Annotated in this window: 15 protein-coding genes and 2 pseudogenes; 1 reads left to right on the top strand and 16 read right to left on the bottom strand. The window is 50.7% G+C overall.

The features are described from left to right. Window positions 1–39 precede the first annotated feature (39 nt). From ACPV3A_RS06540 to rpmG, 16 genes and pseudogenes are all read right to left on the bottom strand, one after another. The gene (locus tag ACPV3A_RS06540) at window positions 40–276 is read right to left on the bottom strand and encodes a DUF6953 family protein (protein ID WP_041621962.1); all 237 of its coding nucleotides are present in this window, start codon (window positions 274–276) and stop codon (window positions 40–42) included. A gap of 78 nt (window positions 277–354) precedes the next feature. Then, the gene (locus tag ACPV3A_RS06545) at window positions 355–1,080 is read right to left on the bottom strand and encodes a YwiC-like family protein (protein WP_426198478.1); all 726 of its coding nucleotides are present in this window, start codon (window positions 1,078–1,080) and stop codon (window positions 355–357) included. Between the two features lie 51 nt (window positions 1,081–1,131). After that, entirely contained in the window at window positions 1,132–2,646 is a 1,515-nt protein-coding gene (locus ACPV3A_RS06550) for a nitrate/nitrite transporter (protein WP_426198479.1), read from the bottom strand. Between the two features lie 166 nt (window positions 2,647–2,812). Beyond that, window positions 2,813–3,460: a response regulator transcription factor gene (locus ACPV3A_RS06555; protein WP_426198480.1), complete on the bottom strand. Its 648-nt coding sequence runs from the start codon at window positions 3,458–3,460 to the stop codon at window positions 2,813–2,815. Continuing rightward, a pseudogene (locus ACPV3A_RS06560) lies at window positions 3,457–4,538 on the bottom strand (sensor histidine kinase). The gene ACPV3A_RS06555 and the pseudogene ACPV3A_RS06560 overlap by 4 nt, the downstream one beginning before the upstream one ends. Beyond that, entirely contained in the window at window positions 4,535–4,999 is a 465-nt protein-coding gene (locus ACPV3A_RS06565) for a GAF domain-containing protein (protein ID WP_426198481.1), read from the bottom strand. Before ACPV3A_RS06565 ends, ACPV3A_RS06560 begins: the two are co-directional and overlap by 4 nt. A gap of 51 nt (window positions 5,000–5,050) precedes the next feature. Beyond that, entirely contained in the window at window positions 5,051–5,743 is a 693-nt protein-coding gene (gene narI / locus ACPV3A_RS06570) for a respiratory nitrate reductase subunit gamma (RefSeq protein WP_194541777.1), read from the bottom strand. Next, window positions 5,730–6,308, bottom strand: a complete 579-nt coding sequence (narJ, locus tag ACPV3A_RS06575) for a nitrate reductase molybdenum cofactor assembly chaperone (RefSeq protein WP_426198482.1) — start codon at window positions 6,306–6,308, stop codon at window positions 5,730–5,732. The genes narI and narJ overlap by 14 nt, the downstream gene beginning before the upstream one ends. After that, window positions 6,301–7,836, bottom strand: coding sequence for a nitrate reductase subunit beta (narH, locus tag ACPV3A_RS06580; RefSeq protein WP_071223729.1), 1,536 nt, complete (start codon window positions 7,834–7,836; stop codon window positions 6,301–6,303). The genes narJ and narH overlap by 8 nt, the downstream gene beginning before the upstream one ends. Beyond that, window positions 7,826–11,361: pseudogene (locus tag ACPV3A_RS06585) on the bottom strand (nitrate reductase subunit alpha). Before ACPV3A_RS06585 ends, narH begins: the two are co-directional and overlap by 11 nt. Window positions 11,362–11,701: 340 nt before the next feature. Further along, window positions 11,702–12,676 (bottom strand): Gfo/Idh/MocA family protein, encoded by a 975-nt coding sequence (locus tag ACPV3A_RS06590; protein ID WP_194541774.1) that lies wholly within the window; start codon window positions 12,674–12,676, stop codon window positions 11,702–11,704. Window positions 12,677–12,972: 296 nt separating this feature from the next. After that, window positions 12,973–13,161: a hypothetical protein gene (locus tag ACPV3A_RS06595; protein ID WP_194545116.1), complete on the bottom strand. Its 189-nt coding sequence runs from the start codon at window positions 13,159–13,161 to the stop codon at window positions 12,973–12,975. A 190-nt stretch (window positions 13,162–13,351) separates the two neighbouring features. Continuing rightward, entirely contained in the window at window positions 13,352–14,254 is a 903-nt protein-coding gene (locus tag ACPV3A_RS06600; RefSeq protein ID WP_426198483.1) for an alpha/beta hydrolase fold domain-containing protein, read from the bottom strand. Between the two features lie 207 nt (window positions 14,255–14,461). Further along, window positions 14,462–15,076 carry a DUF1349 domain-containing protein gene (locus ACPV3A_RS06605; protein WP_339296068.1) on the bottom strand — a complete coding sequence of 205 codons (615 nt, stop codon included), beginning with the start codon at window positions 15,074–15,076 and terminating at the stop codon, window positions 14,462–14,464. 14 nt (window positions 15,077–15,090) lie between these two features. After that, window positions 15,091–15,552, bottom strand: a complete 462-nt coding sequence (locus ACPV3A_RS06610) for a hypothetical protein (protein WP_426198484.1) — start codon at window positions 15,550–15,552, stop codon at window positions 15,091–15,093. 108 nt (window positions 15,553–15,660) lie between these two features. After that, window positions 15,661–15,810 carry a 50S ribosomal protein L33 gene (gene rpmG / locus ACPV3A_RS06615; RefSeq protein WP_098742858.1) on the bottom strand — a complete coding sequence of 50 codons (150 nt, stop codon included), beginning with the start codon at window positions 15,808–15,810 and terminating at the stop codon, window positions 15,661–15,663. A 291-nt stretch (window positions 15,811–16,101) separates the two neighbouring features. Here rpmG and ACPV3A_RS06620 point away from each other — a divergent pair. Beyond that, window positions 16,102–16,350 (top strand): GntR family transcriptional regulator (locus tag ACPV3A_RS06620; protein ID WP_426198485.1); only part of this gene is annotated, 249 nt, incomplete at its 3' end.

Genomic DNA, 16,350 nt, shown 5'->3' on the forward strand with positions numbered 1-16,350 from the left:
GGTCTCTCTCTATCCTTGTTATTTTTTTGCTCAACAAGACTACGTCCACGCCCACATGAATCCGTCGCGATCCCAAGCAATCCGTCCGCCATGCAGTTTGCGGAATGCCTTCTTCACGTCCTTGGACAGCGAGGCGTTTCCGTTTTCGTTCACGAAAACAAATTCTTCCCCGAAGTTCTCGCGTACATAGCGGATGGCCTCCGTCTGATACAAATTACCCGTAAACCGGATTTCCTCCACCATCCATTCGGCCACCTGCTGCGCTGTATATGTCATTAACATCGTTCCCTTCTATATACCTTCACTTATTATAACAGAATGGACGATGGAATCGATTTTTATGAAAACGGCAGACTACATCAAAATCATGGACAGCAATAAAAACTGGACGGAACCTACAATCTCGATGATTCCGACCTTCATCGGTTTCATTATTTTTCCGGAATACAGTAACGTCTTAATGAACGGAAATAGGAATGGCAGACACATCCATGGATTCCCGAAGATGATCGGCAGAACCAACATCACAGCATGATACAATTTTGCGTATACGGTCCAGCGTCTGTTTTTGCGTTCACGAAAGACCGATTTGACAAAGAACACGGTCCCCGTAAAATAAAGGAAATTATACCCAATGACGGCGGCAAGGATCGGATCGAAACCACCGCCTCCCAGCATATAAGCAGCGGCGCCTCCGGTACAGAACAGCAGAATCGCGCAAATATCATTTAACAGCGCACGCTCCGATTTCTGAAGGACATGCCAAACATTCACCATGATCAGGATGAGCAGCACAGGTGCAAACCAGAGCATCATCGGTTTGAAGACAAGCACCGGAATCAGAAACGCAATAGCGATAAGGGCATGAACGATCCCCCAGGATAACCATGTTTTACGTTGGGATGTTTTCTTTAAGGATTGCAGAAACGGATAGGATGCCATATATAAACCTAACCACGCCAAAAATAACGGAAGGTGCAGAAGCGCCGGCTTGGCTGCCGCCATTCCTATGATATAGGGTACGCTGACCATGGCCCAGCCACCATGCTCCCGGGGTATGACAAACCTCGTCTTTTTCATGTGTCTCTCCCTCTCCAATCCATAGACTCATACCCGGTACGATCCATATCTTCAGCCATTCGAACAACGGCCAGGCGGATGATAAGTAATATCGCTGAAGGTGCCCACATACTGAACGATGTCACCCGATTCGTCCTTTACCGCGTTAATCGTTAGCAGTTCCAAGTACTCTTCTCCGTTCTTCCTGCGGTTCCAAATCTCCCCCTGCCAGCTTCCATGTTCCATGATTTCAGACCACATCGCCTGATAAAACGCCGGTGTTTGTCTTCCGGATTTCAATACGCTCGGATTCTTGCCAAGTACTTCCTCCTCCGAATATCCCGTTAACTTCGTGAATGCCGGATTGACGGCATTGATCTTTCCGCTTCGATCCGTAACCAATATCCCTTGGCCGGTGGAGTTAAACACCTCGGATTGTACGGAGAGTTTGTCCTGATAGTACATCCATACCACAATAACAAAACTGGCAAGCGCAACCTGCGATAAAGCCATGAATCCAATGGAATACTGCCCTGTAGCCGAATGGATGAAGGAAAGCATCAGCGGCGGGAAGAATCCGCCAAGACCGCCCATCATGGACACGATACCGTTCACAATGCCGGCCTGCTTGTTGAAATAAAGGGGCACGAGTTTGAAAATAACCCCGTTTCCAAGCCCGGCACCAACGGCAATGGTTAAGCAGCCGGCCGTATACAAGCTAATGGACGGAGAGAATGCCAACAGGATGGCCGCAGCCGTGAGCCCTATGAATACGCCCATTAATAAGAACAGCGGTTTAAACTTATCTGCAAGCCAGCCGCCTACAGGACGTAATATTGTTGCTACCAAAATGAACCCTGCCGTCTGCATCCCGGCATCCACCTTCGCAAGCTCGAAATGGGTAACCAGAAAGTTCGGCAAGTACACCGTAAAGGCTACGAACGAACCGAATGTAATAAAATAAAAAAGAGAGAAAAACCACAATTTTTCATTTTTATATACACCCTTGATCTGTTCCATGATCGGTGTTTTCACTTTGATTTCTTTACGGTCGCCTAAGATTACATTTAGCACAACAAAGATCAACAGCAGAACCAAATACAGCTGGACGGTTTTGGACCATCCGATCTGAGTCGCGATGACCGGTGCAGCGAACGTGGTAATGGCGGTGCCGATGTTGCCCATTCCGTATATCCCATTTACGAGTCCGAGCTTCTCTTTCGCATAATATTTAGGCAGTGAGGTCACGCCGACCGAGAATACGGCCCCCCCGATCCCAAGGAACAAGCCGCCGATTACCAAATGCGTAAAGGAGGTAGCCGAGCTGATAAAATAAACCGGAAACAGCAGCAGGATAAAGCTGGCGATAAAAACAATTCGTGCTCCCACCACATTGGCGTAATAGCCGAGCGGAATCCGGAGGACCGAACCCAGCACCACCGGAATAGCCGTCAGAATAGCGAGGCGGTCGGCCGTAATGGAGATATCCTCGCGAATAAACGGCAAGAGCGCGGAGATGATGACCCATACCATAAAGCCAAGCACCAGATTCATTGTTTGCAGCGGAAGCTGCACCTTTTTGATCATTTCCATCACCTTTTCTAAAGCGTAATGAATGGCATATTGATCCCCAGCTCCTATTGTACGTGCACCTATTCACAATGCTAATAGGGAAGTTCCCTGAATCTCACCGGGGAACTTCCCTATTCCTTTAAGCAATGACCCTTTATTGCGCCCTGTTGTATAGGTAAGACTAAAAATCCAGCAATTTTTTCTTCAGCGCATATTCCACTAACTCCGGACGGCTTTTCAAATTCAGCTTTTCCATAATTTTGGCCTTGTGCGCCTCCACCGTCTTGACCGATACGAACAGTTTTTCTGCAATCTCCTTATTGCCATAGCCCTTGGCGATTAGAGGCAGGATCTCAATCTCCCTTTTGGACAGGCTGTTAAACGGATCCTGCTCCGCGCGCTCACTATCTTTCTTAATAAACTCCCGAACCAGGGAAGTCGCCATCTGGGGATGAATATAGGTCCCTCCCTTATGCACCATGCGGATGGCGGAGATTAATTCATCATCCGGCGCATTTTTGAGCACATAACCTGAAGCCCCGTTTTTTAAAACATGAAACAGGTAATCGTCATCATCATACATGGTTAGGATCAGAATTTTCGTTTCCGGAAATTCGCTGCTGATCTTGCCGGTCGCAATCAGCCCGCTTTCGCCGGGGGGCATGCTTAAATCCATCAACAGCACATTCGGCCGATGCTTCGCCACCATGGTGTAAGCCTCCATACCGTCTGCCGCCGTCGCGACAACCTCCATGTCTTCCTGGTAATTCAGAATCATGGAAAATCCGCTGCGGACCACGGCATGATCATCCGCAATCACAATTTTCACGTAACCCTCACCTCCGGCTTGTCGTCACCATTCGTAAGCGGAATGTTGAGCTGAACCGTCGTACCCTCACCGGGAGCGGACAGCAAAATAAACTGACCCCCGACGAGCTCCGCGCGTTCCCGCATCCCGTACAGCCCCAATCCGGTTCCCTTGGCTTCATCAATGACCATATTAAACCCAACTCCACGGTCACGAACGGTTAGCTGAAGGTAGCCGTTCACTTCGCATAATCGTACATGCACCTCGTCCGTTCCTGAATATTTCATGGCATTCAGCACCGCTTCCTGACATACCCGGTACACAACCGTTTCAATCTCGCTGCCGTAGCGGGCTGCCGCTAACTCCGCAGAGAACTCAACAAGCACTCCGTAATTCTTCCCGATCCATTTAAAATGGGAGCGGAATGCAGCCTCAAGCCCCAAATCATCCAATGAAGCAGGTCTGAGTTCAACGGATAAATGCCGGATATCATCCAGAAGCCGGGTTAAAGACACCTCGGTCTGATGCAGCTTCTTGAGCACATCCTCGCCTACATCCATATATTTAACGACACGCAGGTCGACCAGCGAGCTGAGCAGCTCTTGAGCCACGCTATCATGGAGCTCGCGGGATATCCGCTTACGCTCGTCCTCCTGTGCCTTGATGACATATTTCAGCATATTCGTCCGCTGCAGCATTTCCTGTGTTTTCTGCTGCTTCGTCAGGTCAAGGAGCATCATCACCCGGATGCCGCGGGCTTCATCGATGATATGGTAACTGGCCGCATAGGGAACGATGCCTTCGCCGCGCGTCTTAAGATAGACCTGGAACGATGAAAACTCCCCATGCGGATAATCTAAATAGCATGTGGAGCAGGTTATAAGATCCTGTTCATCGGTATAGCCTTTGCAGGTCTGGCAGAAGGAACCATCCGCACCGGACTGCATCCTCTCAATTACATCAATGTCAAGGATGTTCTCCGCAGCCGGATTCATAGCCACCACGCTGCCCTTTTCGTCGATAAAAAAATGGCCTCCATGCTATTCTGATACATGCTTCTAAGCAATTCGCTTAAATGCTCATCCGTCATCTGAATCAAGGCTGTGATACCTCCTTGGCATAAAAAGCACCAAATTCCGTTCCCATTCCTTCCTGAAACGACTCAAAGGACCTTGGATCCAGCACGTTTTCCTTGCGATATCCCACAAGCAAAACCCCCTTGACGCGAGAGCCTTCCCACAGCGGTACTGCGCCAAGGCTTTTCAACTGCTCTGCAACGATAATTGGATAATTATACAAGTCCCTTGATTCAATATCGGCATTCACGTTTTGAATCAGCATCGGTTTTCCGGTCTTAAATACCATTCCCGCGATGCCTTTGCCGGAATGTAAAACGATACGCTTGTACCTCTCGTTTATATTTCCCGAGGCATACTGCCAGGTCAAAACAAATCGGTCTTCAGCCGGCTGCACCAACGCCATGGACACGAAATCGAATTGAAACCGGGCTCGAAGCTTATCCATTTCACTTTGGTAATTAAGGATCGGCTGATTCTTCATTTCCATTACTCCTCTGACGTAGAAAAGAAGGCCCAACAGCCTTCTTCCGCTCTACGATTCAAATTTACGGTGCTTTCTATACAGAATATATCTTCTCCCCACATAATTCAACGGAACACTCCACACATGCACCAATCGGGTAAACGGCCATAAGCCAAAAATGCCGAATCCGGCCAGAATATGAATTTTAAACGACAGCGGCACGTTCACCATCAACGAAGCATCCGGACGGAGCATAAACAATCCACGAAACCACACGGAGACCGTTTCCCGATAATTGAATTCCGGCTGCACCGCGTTCGTGACCAGCGTGCTGTACATCCCCATAAATACGATAAACAGCAGAAGGACATTAACCAGCATATCCGAAGCGGTGCTGAGTTTTCGGACATTACGAATGGTGAACCGCCTGGCGGTTAACAATACCATGCCTCCCAGCGTTAGAAAGCCAAATGCGCTTCCAATATACACCGCCCCGATATGATACATATGGTCGCTGATCCCCAGTGACTCCATCCAGGATTGAGGGATAGCTAAGCCTGCAACATGCCCTCCGATAACAGGAATGATGCCTAAATGAAACATGAGACTGCCCAGCTTGAGATGTTTCTTCTCGATAAACTCGCTGGATTTTGCTGTCCAGTTAAACTGGTCCGTACGGTAACGGTAAATATGACCGACAATAAACACGGCAAGGCAGATATAGGGGAAAATGACCCACAGAAACTGATTAATCATGCTCATGAGCCGCCTCCTCCTGATTGAAACATGCTTTGAACGTCGCGCGAAGGCCTTGAATGAGATAAAGATACGGACTCTTATATTTCTCCAAAGCTTTCAGCAGATGATAGGTGCCGTCCTCCATGACAGCCAGCATCAAATCCAGGCTCTCTCCAGCTTCCTTCTCGCGCCCCTGCCAATTCGCTGCATATAGAAACTCGCACATCAGCGGGAGATAATCCGATAGTTCCGAGCCCGCGATGCCCAGACCAAACATCTCATACGTCTCTTTAAGTTTGGCGAGCATCTGGCCACGTTCCCTGCCGTCCTCAAATTTATAATAGGTCATATACAATGTGGATTTCGCCTGAAAGTCGAAGGTCTGGACGTACAGCTCTTCAATCTCTTCCATGCTGTATTCATGCATGGTCGTCCAGTACGTTCTGACGGATTCATAGGCCGGGTCAGAGGAGTCAAGCGACTCCTCCATAACCGACGGGTGGAAATCCAGCTTTTCCGGATACGTGAGCTGCTGAGCGAAAAAACCGAAAACATGTTTATAATCATGCAGCTTTCCGAGATTAATCACGCCAGATCCCCCCGTAGAAGTTTTCTTCGTACAGCTCTTTGCCCGTTTTGCCCTGCAGTCCTTCCGGTCCGCAACCGCCGCAGCTTGCGCTAAAACCTTCGGAACCCTGCGAACGGTAAACATCCATATGGCTTTCCTTATGCGAAGTCGGGACAACAAACCGGTCATCGTATTTCGCGATGGCAAGCAGACGGTACATCTGCTTCATTTGGTAGGCGGTCAAGCCAACCCGTGCTAACCGTGTCTCATCAAACTCAGCCCCCGACGATTGCGCGCGCATATAAGAACGCATCATCGCCATTTTTTGCAAGGCATCCTTCACCGTCACCGTGTCCCCTGCCGTGAGCAGATTCGCGAGATATTGAATCGGTGTGCGCATCTCCTCAATTGCCGGGAAAATCATGTCCGGATTCTCGATCGAATCTCTGCCTTCAAAATAGTTCATGATTGGACTGAGCGGCGGTACGTACCAAACCATCGGCAGCGTCCGGTACTCCGGGTGGAGCGGAAAGGCCAGCTTGTATTCAATGGCTAGTTTATAGACAGGCGAATTTTGGGCAGCTTCGATCCATTCTTCGGTTAATCCGTCCTTCCGCGCCTGCTCGATCACTGCCGGATCATGCGGATCCAGGAACAGATCGCACTGGGCCTGATAAAGATCCTTCTCGTCCGGCGTGGAAGCTGCCTCCTGTACCTTGTCGGCATCGTACAGCAGCACGCCCAAATACCGGATACGTCCTGTACAGGTTTCGGAGCATACCGTAGGCAGACCGGCTTCAATTCTCGGGAAACAGAAGGTGCATTTCTCGGCCTTGTTCGTTTTCCAGTTGAAATACACCTTTTTGTACGGACAGCCGGTCATGCAGTATCGCCAGCCGCGGCAGGCTTCCTGGTCCACCAAGACGATGCCGTCTTCATCCCGCTTGTACATCGCACCGGAAGGACAGGACGCTACGCAGCTCGGGTTTAAGCAATGCTCGCACAGGCGGGGCAAATACATCATGAACGCCTGCTCGAAGTTGAATTTAATCTCTTCCTCGATTTTTTCGATATTCGGATCCTTCGGGCCGGTGACATGGGCTCCCGCCAGATCGTCTTCCCAGTTCGGACCCCATTCCAGATTCATCGTCTCGCCGGTTACTGCCGATTTCGGACGGGCCACCGGCTGATGCTTCTTCTCCCCGGCATTCGTCAGATGCTCATAGTTATACGTCCACGGCTCATAGTAATCTTTCATTTCCGGCATATCCGGATTGTAGAAAATTTTGCCGAGCGCGATTTTGGACAGCTTGCTGCCGGATTTCAGCTGCAGCTTGCCTTTTTTCAGCGTCCAGCCTCCCTTGTATTTCTCCTGGTCTTCCCAGCGGATCGGATAGCCTATGCCCGGCTTCGTTTCCACGTTGTTGAACCACATGTATTCCGCGCCCGGACGGTTGGTCCAGGTGCTCTTGCAGGTGACGCTGCACGTATGGCAGCCAATGCATTTATCCAAATTCATGACCATGGCGACTTGTGCCTTAATCTTCAAGCCAATCCACCTCTTTCATTTTGCGGACAGCCACGTACACATCCCGCTGGTTGCCGATCGGTCCGTAGTAGTTAAAACCATAGCTGAGCTGGGCATAGCCCCCGACCATCTGGGTCGGCTTTACATGGATTCTCGTCGGCGCGTTGTGGCTGCCGCCGCGATCCTTCGTAATCTCCGAGCCCGGCACGTTGATGTGTTTATCCTGCGCATGATACATGTACATCGTGCCTTTCGGCATCCGGTGGCTGACAACGGCGCGGGCGGTGACAACGCCGTTGCGGTTGTATACTTCCAGCCAATCGTTGTCCTGAATGTCGTTCGCCGCTGCGTCATCATTGTTAATCCATACCGTCGGGCCTCCGCGGAACAGCGTCAGCATGTGCAGATTATCCTGGTAGGTGCTGTGAATGTTCCATTTGCCATGCGGCGTCAGATATCGGAGCACGAGTGTATCCTTTCCCCCGGTAATCTGCTTGTCGCGCGGCCCGAATACCATTGGCGGAAGGGTCGGTTTATACACCGGCAGCGCTTCGCCGAACTGCAGGAAAATTTCGTGGTCGATATAAAAATGCTGTCTGCCGGTCAGCGTGCGGAAAGGTACGAGCCGTTCAATATTCGTCGTGAACGGGGAGTATCGTCTTCCCATTTTGTTCGATCCGCTGAATACCGGCGTCGGAATGACTTCCCGCGGCTGCGCCGTAATGCTCTGGAACGTGATGCGCTCTGCAGCGCGGTCTGCGGAAATGTCTTTTAGCTGCACGCCGGTGTCCTGCTCCGCCGATTCCCAGGCTCGCTGCGATACCTTGCCATTCGTGGCCGAAGACAGATTCAAAATGGCGTCCGCCGCATTTCTTGCCGTATGAAGTTTGGGCAGGCCGTTTTTGATGGTGTCGTCGTAATACGTTCCGTTCAAACGCTTCAGCTCTTCATACTCTTCGGCGACCGAGAAGCTGACGCCGTGCGCTCCGACTTTGCCTGTAGCCAGGTTCGGACCGAGCGTAATATATTTGTCGTGAATTTTCGTATAGTCCCGCTCAACCACCGTCAGATTGGGCATTGTTTTGCCAGGTACGGCCTCAATTTCACCCTTGCGCCAATCCTTCACCTCACCGTATGGCTGGGCGATCTCGCTTATGGAGTCATGAGAGAGCGGAGTGGTGACCAGGTCCTTATATATTCCCGGAAGATGGGTCTTTGCCATGTCGGAGAAGACCTCGGCAATCGTTCTGTATATATCCCAGTCCGACCGTGATTCCCAGAGCGGATCTACTGCCGGGTTAAACGGATGCACGAAAGGATGCATATCGGTTGAAGACAAGTCCGTTTTTTCATACCAGGTCGCTGCAGGAAGGACTACATCTGCGTACATCGGCGTTGATGTCATCCGGAAGTCCAGCGCAACAAGCAGGTCCAGCTTGCCTTCGACTTCTTCGCGCCACACCATTTCTTCCGGTTTATCCTCTTCATTCGGCGTCGAGAGCAGGCTGTCCGAGGCGCCCAATAAATGCTTCATGAAGTATTCCTGACCCTTGGCCGAGCTTGAGATCAGATTCGAGCGCCATACGAACAAGGATCTTGGGAAGTTTTCAGGCGCATCGGGATCTTCGGCCGCAAACTTGGTATCTCCAGAGACGATTTGCGCAAGCGTATGCTTCACAATGTCCTCATGGGTGGTTTTCCCCAGCTGTGCTGCCTCCTCCGCAAACTTCAAGCTGTTTTTGTTAAACTGCGGGTAAGATGGAAGCCACCCAAGTCTCGCGGCAAGCACGTTGTAATCCGCCGGGTGCTGGTAACGGATTTCCCCGCCCGTTGGCGATTTCAGCGAATCGGCCCCCATTTCTTCGTACTTCCATTGGTCGGTCGCAAAATAAAAGAACGATGTCGCATTTTGCTGACGCGGCGGTCCCTGCCAATCTTTCGCGAAGGCGACCGTGGACCAGCCCTCGATCGGGCGGCATTTTTCCTGGCCGACGTAATGCGCCCAGCCGCCGCCGTTTACGCCTTGAGACGCCGTTAGAATGACCAGATTCAAAATGGAACGGTAGATCGTGTCACTGTTAAACCAGTGGTTAATCCCGGCGCCCATGATGATCATCGAGCGTCCCCCGGTCTCCAGCGAATTCTGCGCAAACTCCCGGGCAATCTGGACGACGACCGATGGTTTCACACCCGTGATTTTTTCCTGCCAGGCCGGGGTATAGAAGGAATCCGCATCCTTGTATTCGTCTACACCCAGCCCGCTGTCTGCCCGCCCTATTCCATATTGGCTCAACATCAGATCGTATACCGTTGCCGCCAGACGCTCCGTTCCATCCGCCAGCTGAATGGTCTTCGCCGGAATTAGGCGTTTGAAGGTACCGTTAGCGTTGTTGTCAAAGAACGGGAAGGAAATCGTCTGCCACTCCCCACCCTGAGACTCCACGGACAGCGCCGGCGCAATGACCGAGCCGTCCTCGCGCTCCAGGATCAGGTTCCATTTCTTATCCTGCTCCCAGCGCTGTCCCATTGTGCCGTTCGGAACCGTGATTTCATTGGTATTCTCGTCGATGATCACCGGCTTCCACTCGGCATGCTGAGAGGCATCGCCCAGATCGCTTGCCCGCAGGAAGCGTCCCGCCTTGTAGCCCCCCTCAAACTCATCCAATAGAATCAGGAAAGGCATATCCGTATATTGTTTCGCATAATTCAGGAACATCGGCTCCTGGCGCTCATGATAGAATTCTTTTAAAATGACATGCGTCATGGCCTGCGCAATGGCCGCATCCGTTCCGGGATTCGGAGCCAGCCAGTTATCGGCAAATTTGACGTTCTCGGCATAGTCCGGCGCGACCGACACAACCTTGGTGCCTTTATATCGCACTTCCGTCATGAAGTGGGCATCCGGCGTCCGCGTTAACGGTACGTTTGAGCCCCACATGATCAGGTAACCGGCATTGTACCAATCGCTGGATTCCGGCACGTCGGTCTGCTCTCCCCAGATTTGTGGAGATGCCGGCGGCAAGTCCGCATACCAGTCATAGAAGCTGAGCATTTCGCCGCCGAGCAGAGAAATGAATCTGGCACCTGAAGCATAGCTGATCATCGACATGGCCGGAATCGGGGTGAAACCGGCAATGCGGTCCGGCCCGTATTTGCGGATCGTATAAATGAGCTGCGCGGAGATCAGCTTCGTGGCCTCCTGCCAGGACACACGGACATGACCGCCTTTACCCCGTGCTTGTTTATAGGACTTCGATTTCTCCGGATCTTCGACGATGCTGGCCCAAGCGGCGCCGGCATATCCGGCCCGCAGGAAGGATAATCAATCTGCTGGTTTTCCCAAGTGATGATCCCGTTCTTCACAAAAACCTTCCAGCTGCAGGAGCCTGTACAGTTCACGCCATGCGTTGTCCGCACCACTTTGTCATGCGACCAGCGCTTGCGGTACATATCCTCCCATTCCCTGCTTTTCTCCTCCAGAACGGACCAATTGTCAGAATAGCTTTCCATCCTCTTGAAGAACTTCAGCCCCGACTTTCGTTTCATAGGACAGTTCAACTCCTTCTGCTTGAATGACAATGATTGGGGAATCAATGTGCCGTCCTTCGTATAGCTTTATTATGGGTGGCTTCTTCCCCGGTTCCTATTAGGGAAACACCTATATTCCTAAGAGAATTCCCTTGTTGATGGCTTGTCGCCCGAAAAACCCCTTCGAAAGGAACGATTCGTGCACGGAGCGCTTTTTGAACAAAAAAAAAGAATGTCCCATAAGACCTGAAGATCTCATGGGACATCCCTAATGCAATCATTATGAATCTGGTCGACGAACATAAGAATAACGTCGATCGACGTACTTTTCAGACAGACCGCGGTGAGGGGTTGATGATCATTCCCCGACCTTTACCGGTACTCCCGTTTCGGCTGACCGCAAAGCCGCATAGGTAACTTCCATCGTTTTGACGGCATCCTCATAGGTCGATAAGATTCCGGAAGCATCGCCTGTGCGCAGCGCATGGATGAAAGCTTCACTCTCTCGAAGATAAGGATTAGCTGCATTGCGGATTTCCGTTATTCTTCCTTTTTCCTTGACGATGAGTTTATCGGGTTGAATGTCAATGACTCCTTGCTCCGTATAGATGGCCAAGCCTACCTTATCCGATTCCGGCAGCATGCAGGTGTTGGAGATCGTTGCCACCGCCCCGCTCCTTAATTTCAGCGTCGCGGTACCCACGTCGTGTACCGTTACTCCCTCATGAATGTCCTGCATGGCTCTATGGGCGAACGCCGCATACACTTCATCCACTTCTCCCAGCAGGCAGCGAAGCAGGTCAACCATATGGGTGGTTTGCTCGATAAATTGCCCTCCGGAGCCTTCCTGCTGTCTCCACCAGTATACCTGCGGCATGTCTCCCATCCAGTAGCCAAGTGCCATCCCGATCTTCCGGCTATCCAGCATCTCGGCAGCCTTCATGGCTGCATCCGTATAACGAAAATGATACCCGGCCGATGTCAATAATCCAGCCTTCTTCACCCCATGCAGAATCTGTTTGGGTGTAGCCAGGTTTGTCCCAAGCGGCTTTTCTACCAGAAATGGAATACCCCTCTGCACAAGCTGGGATTCGATATCGCCATGCGCAAACGGCGGAACGCAGATATAAACCGCATCAGGCTTGGTTTTATCCAGCATTTGCTCAACATCACTATATGCCCTGGCCGTGGCGTAGTTCTTTACCGCTGCTTCCGCTTTCTCTTGGCTCGTCCCGACAAAAGCCGCAACATTCACTCCATCCATATTGGACAGAATATCCGCATGTACTTTGCTAAACCAGCCTGTGCCGATCATTCCTATGTTTAATGCCATGTAATCCTAAGACCTCCCTTATCGATTAGTGATGCTGTCCTTTCTTCTCATCCATTCATAAACCATCCTGAAGTGAACACAGCTCGCATCTGAAAGTAAGCAATGATCACAATTTCCGTTGAGCTGATGTCTCCAGAATACATCAAATGGACCCAGGTTCCAATGATCATCATGAATAAAACATAATACCGGGACAGTCTGGCAAGCATCATGTTTCGTCGGCTTCACCCGCAAGTCCTTTATCGGAATAAAAAAGGCCGCTCCCCGGTCATCATTCCAGGTTACGGCCTCTACAATTATCTAAACATCATCCATATCACAATAAACGCAATTAACGAAACAAGATAAATGATGAGCAGCTTCGTGAGATTGGTTTTTGTTTTCCGCTCATAGTTCGGGTTTGCCTTCTTATTCTCCTGAGATAATCCTACAAGAAGCGTGGAAACTCCTCCAATTAATGCCAGTGCGATGACGATAATATACATAACCAACCACAAACAACCCCATTCGATTATTCATTATATACATTCTATTATAGAACCTGAGGCATCAGGATCAACCGTAATAATCATTCATTTGTCATTTCTGCCTCATTATAATGAACAATCGACTAATGCACACCATCCAATTGCGCGACAGTTGTGACCATCCAATTGGATGGTCCCTCACCCTCCATTAGGGCTTGCCTCCATCGCACGCCACCCATTGATGCAGCCGCTCCAGTGCTTCTTCGGCTTCAGGCATCGGAAACAGAGGCCACACATGCATCATGTTCTCGTATTCCCAATACTCGGCATCAACGCCTTCTCGGACCAGTTTATCGCGCAGCAAACGAGCGTCCGGCAGCAAGGAGTCATCGGTTCCGACGAGGATGACCGTGCGGGGAAGGCCTCCCATCTCGCCGAACAAAGGACTGACCGCCGGGTCGTCCACAGGAAGGCTTCCTGCATACATCCTTCCGACCTCTCTGAGTCCGGCCGGCTGCAGAAAGACGTCACGCTGCGGTATAGCGAGCACGGCAATCTGGGGGTTGTCCGTGGCTGCATCCGCCCATGGCGAGAGCAGAATTAATCCCTTCGGGACAAGCGGCGTTCCTTTTACCGATTGGGCCATATCGAGAGCCAGCGCTCCACCTGCCGAATCACCCATTAGAAATACCGGACCCCCCGTCTGGGCGCAGATGTACTTGTAAAATTCGCGCATCAGCCCCGTCAGCTTCTTCGCATCTATAGCCGGGACGGTGGGATAATTCGGTATGATGACGGTGAATCCGGTTCGCTTCGTCCACTGTTTGGCAAAAGCGAAATGGGGTGGAAGAATCTCTTCGATATAAGCACCGCCGTGCATATAAACGATGGTCCCCTGTTCCATCGCGGCATGCGATATATAATAATTCATACTCAAGCCGGATCCGCTGTGAAAACAACGGGTTTCCAATCCTTCCTGTTCCTCTGAAAGTGCAGGATACGGAGGCAAGGTTTCGATATATTGCCGAATCGTTCCGGCATTTTCCCATTTATGATGAAATCCCTCTGCGGTCAACCGTTCTTTAATAGCAACACTTTCTTTGCTTGGCATATGGTTGTATCCCCTTTGCTGGACGTGATCAATATTTCGCAGGTTCGTGTGTCCACCTTCAATATATCAATACACGCAGCATGCCCGCTGTGGCAATTGATACAGAGGACCGGCATATAAAAGAGACCTCACCCGGTAACGACATTCAGGTGAAGTCTCTTTATCGCTATTCCAGTTCCTTGATTCGACCAAAACCCGCACATATTCCTACACTTCAGCTTCAATAGGCGGGTCGACATGGATGTCGCTATCCGGTTCCGTCCTCACCCAATGCGTGAATGTTACGTTCAGTCCGGTACGGGTCGGCGAGCAAACAAAAGGTCCGGCCTGACATTCTGTCCCGGTAGGGAATGGGGCAACGCGGACGGTTCGCCAAGGATGCTTGCCGGTTCTTGCCCTGATGATGACTGCATCATTCAGCCTCGAGGCACGGATCGTGACACGCTCGCCAACCCACTCCGGCACCGGCGCGAGCGACCAATCCGAATATCCATCGGTGACGACAGTGGCAAGCTGCGGGATTCCGTCATTAATCTCGATCCCTGCTTTGATCCACTGTCCCGGAGCGTTCATAAGCATAATCCCAGCCTGGTCGTAAAGTTCTGTAAAGGAATCCAATTCAAAAGTGACCTCCATGGCCGCATCGTGATCCCACGAGGTAAGCAGTGAATGCCCGCTGTCGCGTTGAAATCCGTACAAGGTTTTCTCCCAATAATCACTGCCTTCTCTCGACTCTACCTTCAGATGGTACCCTTCTTTTGTCACCGATACCGGTTCGGTTGTCCATTCGCCCGCATCCCATTCAATGATGCTTCTCGTCATTCGATCACGACTCCTTATATTAATAACCGATCCGCACTGTGCTGCAGAAGCAGACAGAAGGAACGGTTATGTCCGATAAAAAACGATGACACGTCATAGCGTTGACGGGCAGGCTCATAGGTAATCAGCGCTCGATGTCTCATGTTTCCCATCAGAATGTTCGCGAACTTCTCCGCAGGACCACTCGCGAAAAACGTCAGGTAGGCATACAGGGAATGATCAACGGGTTCATCCAGCGGGCTTACGCCGGCGCAGGAAAACTCGGTCTCCAATCCCGCCTTTTGCAGCTGGATCAATATCGGATATAACCGCTCATCGACAGAAGTATCGCCGAATAACCGTGTCCGTTTGGGCTGTTTGCGCACCTTGGGTCTGTTGATCCATTCGTTAAGCTCCTGCCTTCTCCGCCTCCACTGTTCCGGGGTATGTGTGCTCAGGAGCAGCTCACCGCTGGAATCATGTCGTTCCTGGTTCATCCCATCCATCCCCCTCGTTCACATCGCTGCATTCTGTTATTTTAGTGTAATCCCATTTCGCTTGAAGTCAAATAAGCCGGATGATAGGTCCGGCTTACGTTGTATTCGCTATCTGGTTTCCCGATGAAGCGTCACCCGCTTCAAGCGTGGACAATATTTGCGCAATTCCATTCGCTCCGGGTGATTTCTTTTATTTTTAGTCGTTGTATAGTTACGGTCGCCGGTTTCCGTACATGCCAAAGTTACCGTCACTCGCATATTCAACACCTCCTATTCTCGTGTTTCATAATCGTAATTATTACGATTAATTAAATCATACTTTATTCCTGTTTTTAAGTTTTGTCAAGAAACTGCAGCGATTCCCCCCTATCCCGGCAGGGTTATGGTGACCTATCCGATTTACAATCGATATAACCTCCATGTTCTACCGGTGTACTGGATATTTGTCATCGTAATGATGAAATTATGAAAACCCTTCATTTAAGCATAGTGATATGATTAACATTACAGACAGAAACAGCTGAATATGTTCATGAAAGGATGAGGAAGGTGTGGAAGCCGGATCGCAACAGCACACAACCTCTATATCAGCAAATTGCTGATGCTTTGGAGCAAAGAATATCTTACGGTGAGTTTCCTCCAGGCAGCTTACTCCCCTCCGAGCGAAAACTGGCGGAGCAAATCGGAGTTAATCGAAGCACCGTGGTTCTGGCTTACTCGGAGCTTCGGGCGCTTGGAATCATAGAGAGCCGTTCCGGGAGCGGTACGCGGGTCAGCAGTTCCAAGTGGGGCGCCACG

The organism is Paenibacillus sp. Dod16 (genome assembly GCF_049893405.1).
Taxonomy (GTDB): Bacteria; Bacillota; Bacilli; order Paenibacillales; family Paenibacillaceae; genus Paenibacillus_AQ.

What these genes read in the sequence shown, in the direction of transcription:
- rpmG (WP_098742858.1), bottom strand. Translation starts at nt 15,810, where the DNA reads ATGCGAGTGACGGTAACTTTGGCATGTACGGAAACCGGCGACCGTAAC.
- narI (WP_194541777.1), bottom strand. Translation starts at nt 5,743, where the DNA reads ATGAGCATGATTAATCAGTTTCTGTGGGTCATTTTCCCCTATATCTGC.
- ACPV3A_RS06545 (WP_426198478.1), bottom strand. Translation starts at nt 1,080, where the DNA reads ATGAAAAAGACGAGGTTTGTCATACCCCGGGAGCATGGTGGCTGGGCC.
- ACPV3A_RS06610 (WP_426198484.1), bottom strand. Translation starts at nt 15,552, where the DNA reads ATGAACCAGGAACGACATGATTCCAGCGGTGAGCTGCTCCTGAGCACA.
- ACPV3A_RS06565 (WP_426198481.1), bottom strand. Translation starts at nt 4,999, where the DNA reads ATGAAGAATCAGCCGATCCTTAATTACCAAAGTGAAATGGATAAGCTT.
- ACPV3A_RS06600 (WP_426198483.1), bottom strand. Translation starts at nt 14,254, where the DNA reads ATGCCAAGCAAAGAAAGTGTTGCTATTAAAGAACGGTTGACCGCAGAG.
- ACPV3A_RS06605 (WP_339296068.1), bottom strand. Translation starts at nt 15,076, where the DNA reads ATGACGAGAAGCATCATTGAATGGGATGCGGGCGAATGGACAACCGAA.
- ACPV3A_RS06595 (WP_194545116.1), bottom strand. Translation starts at nt 13,161, where the DNA reads ATGTATATTATCGTCATCGCACTGGCATTAATTGGAGGAGTTTCCACG.
- ACPV3A_RS06550 (WP_426198479.1), bottom strand. Translation starts at nt 2,646, where the DNA reads ATGATCAAAAAGGTGCAGCTTCCGCTGCAAACAATGAATCTGGTGCTT.
- ACPV3A_RS06540 (WP_041621962.1), bottom strand. Translation starts at nt 276, where the DNA reads ATGACATATACAGCGCAGCAGGTGGCCGAATGGATGGTGGAGGAAATC.
- ACPV3A_RS06590 (WP_194541774.1), bottom strand. Translation starts at nt 12,676, where the DNA reads ATGGCATTAAACATAGGAATGATCGGCACAGGCTGGTTTAGCAAAGTA.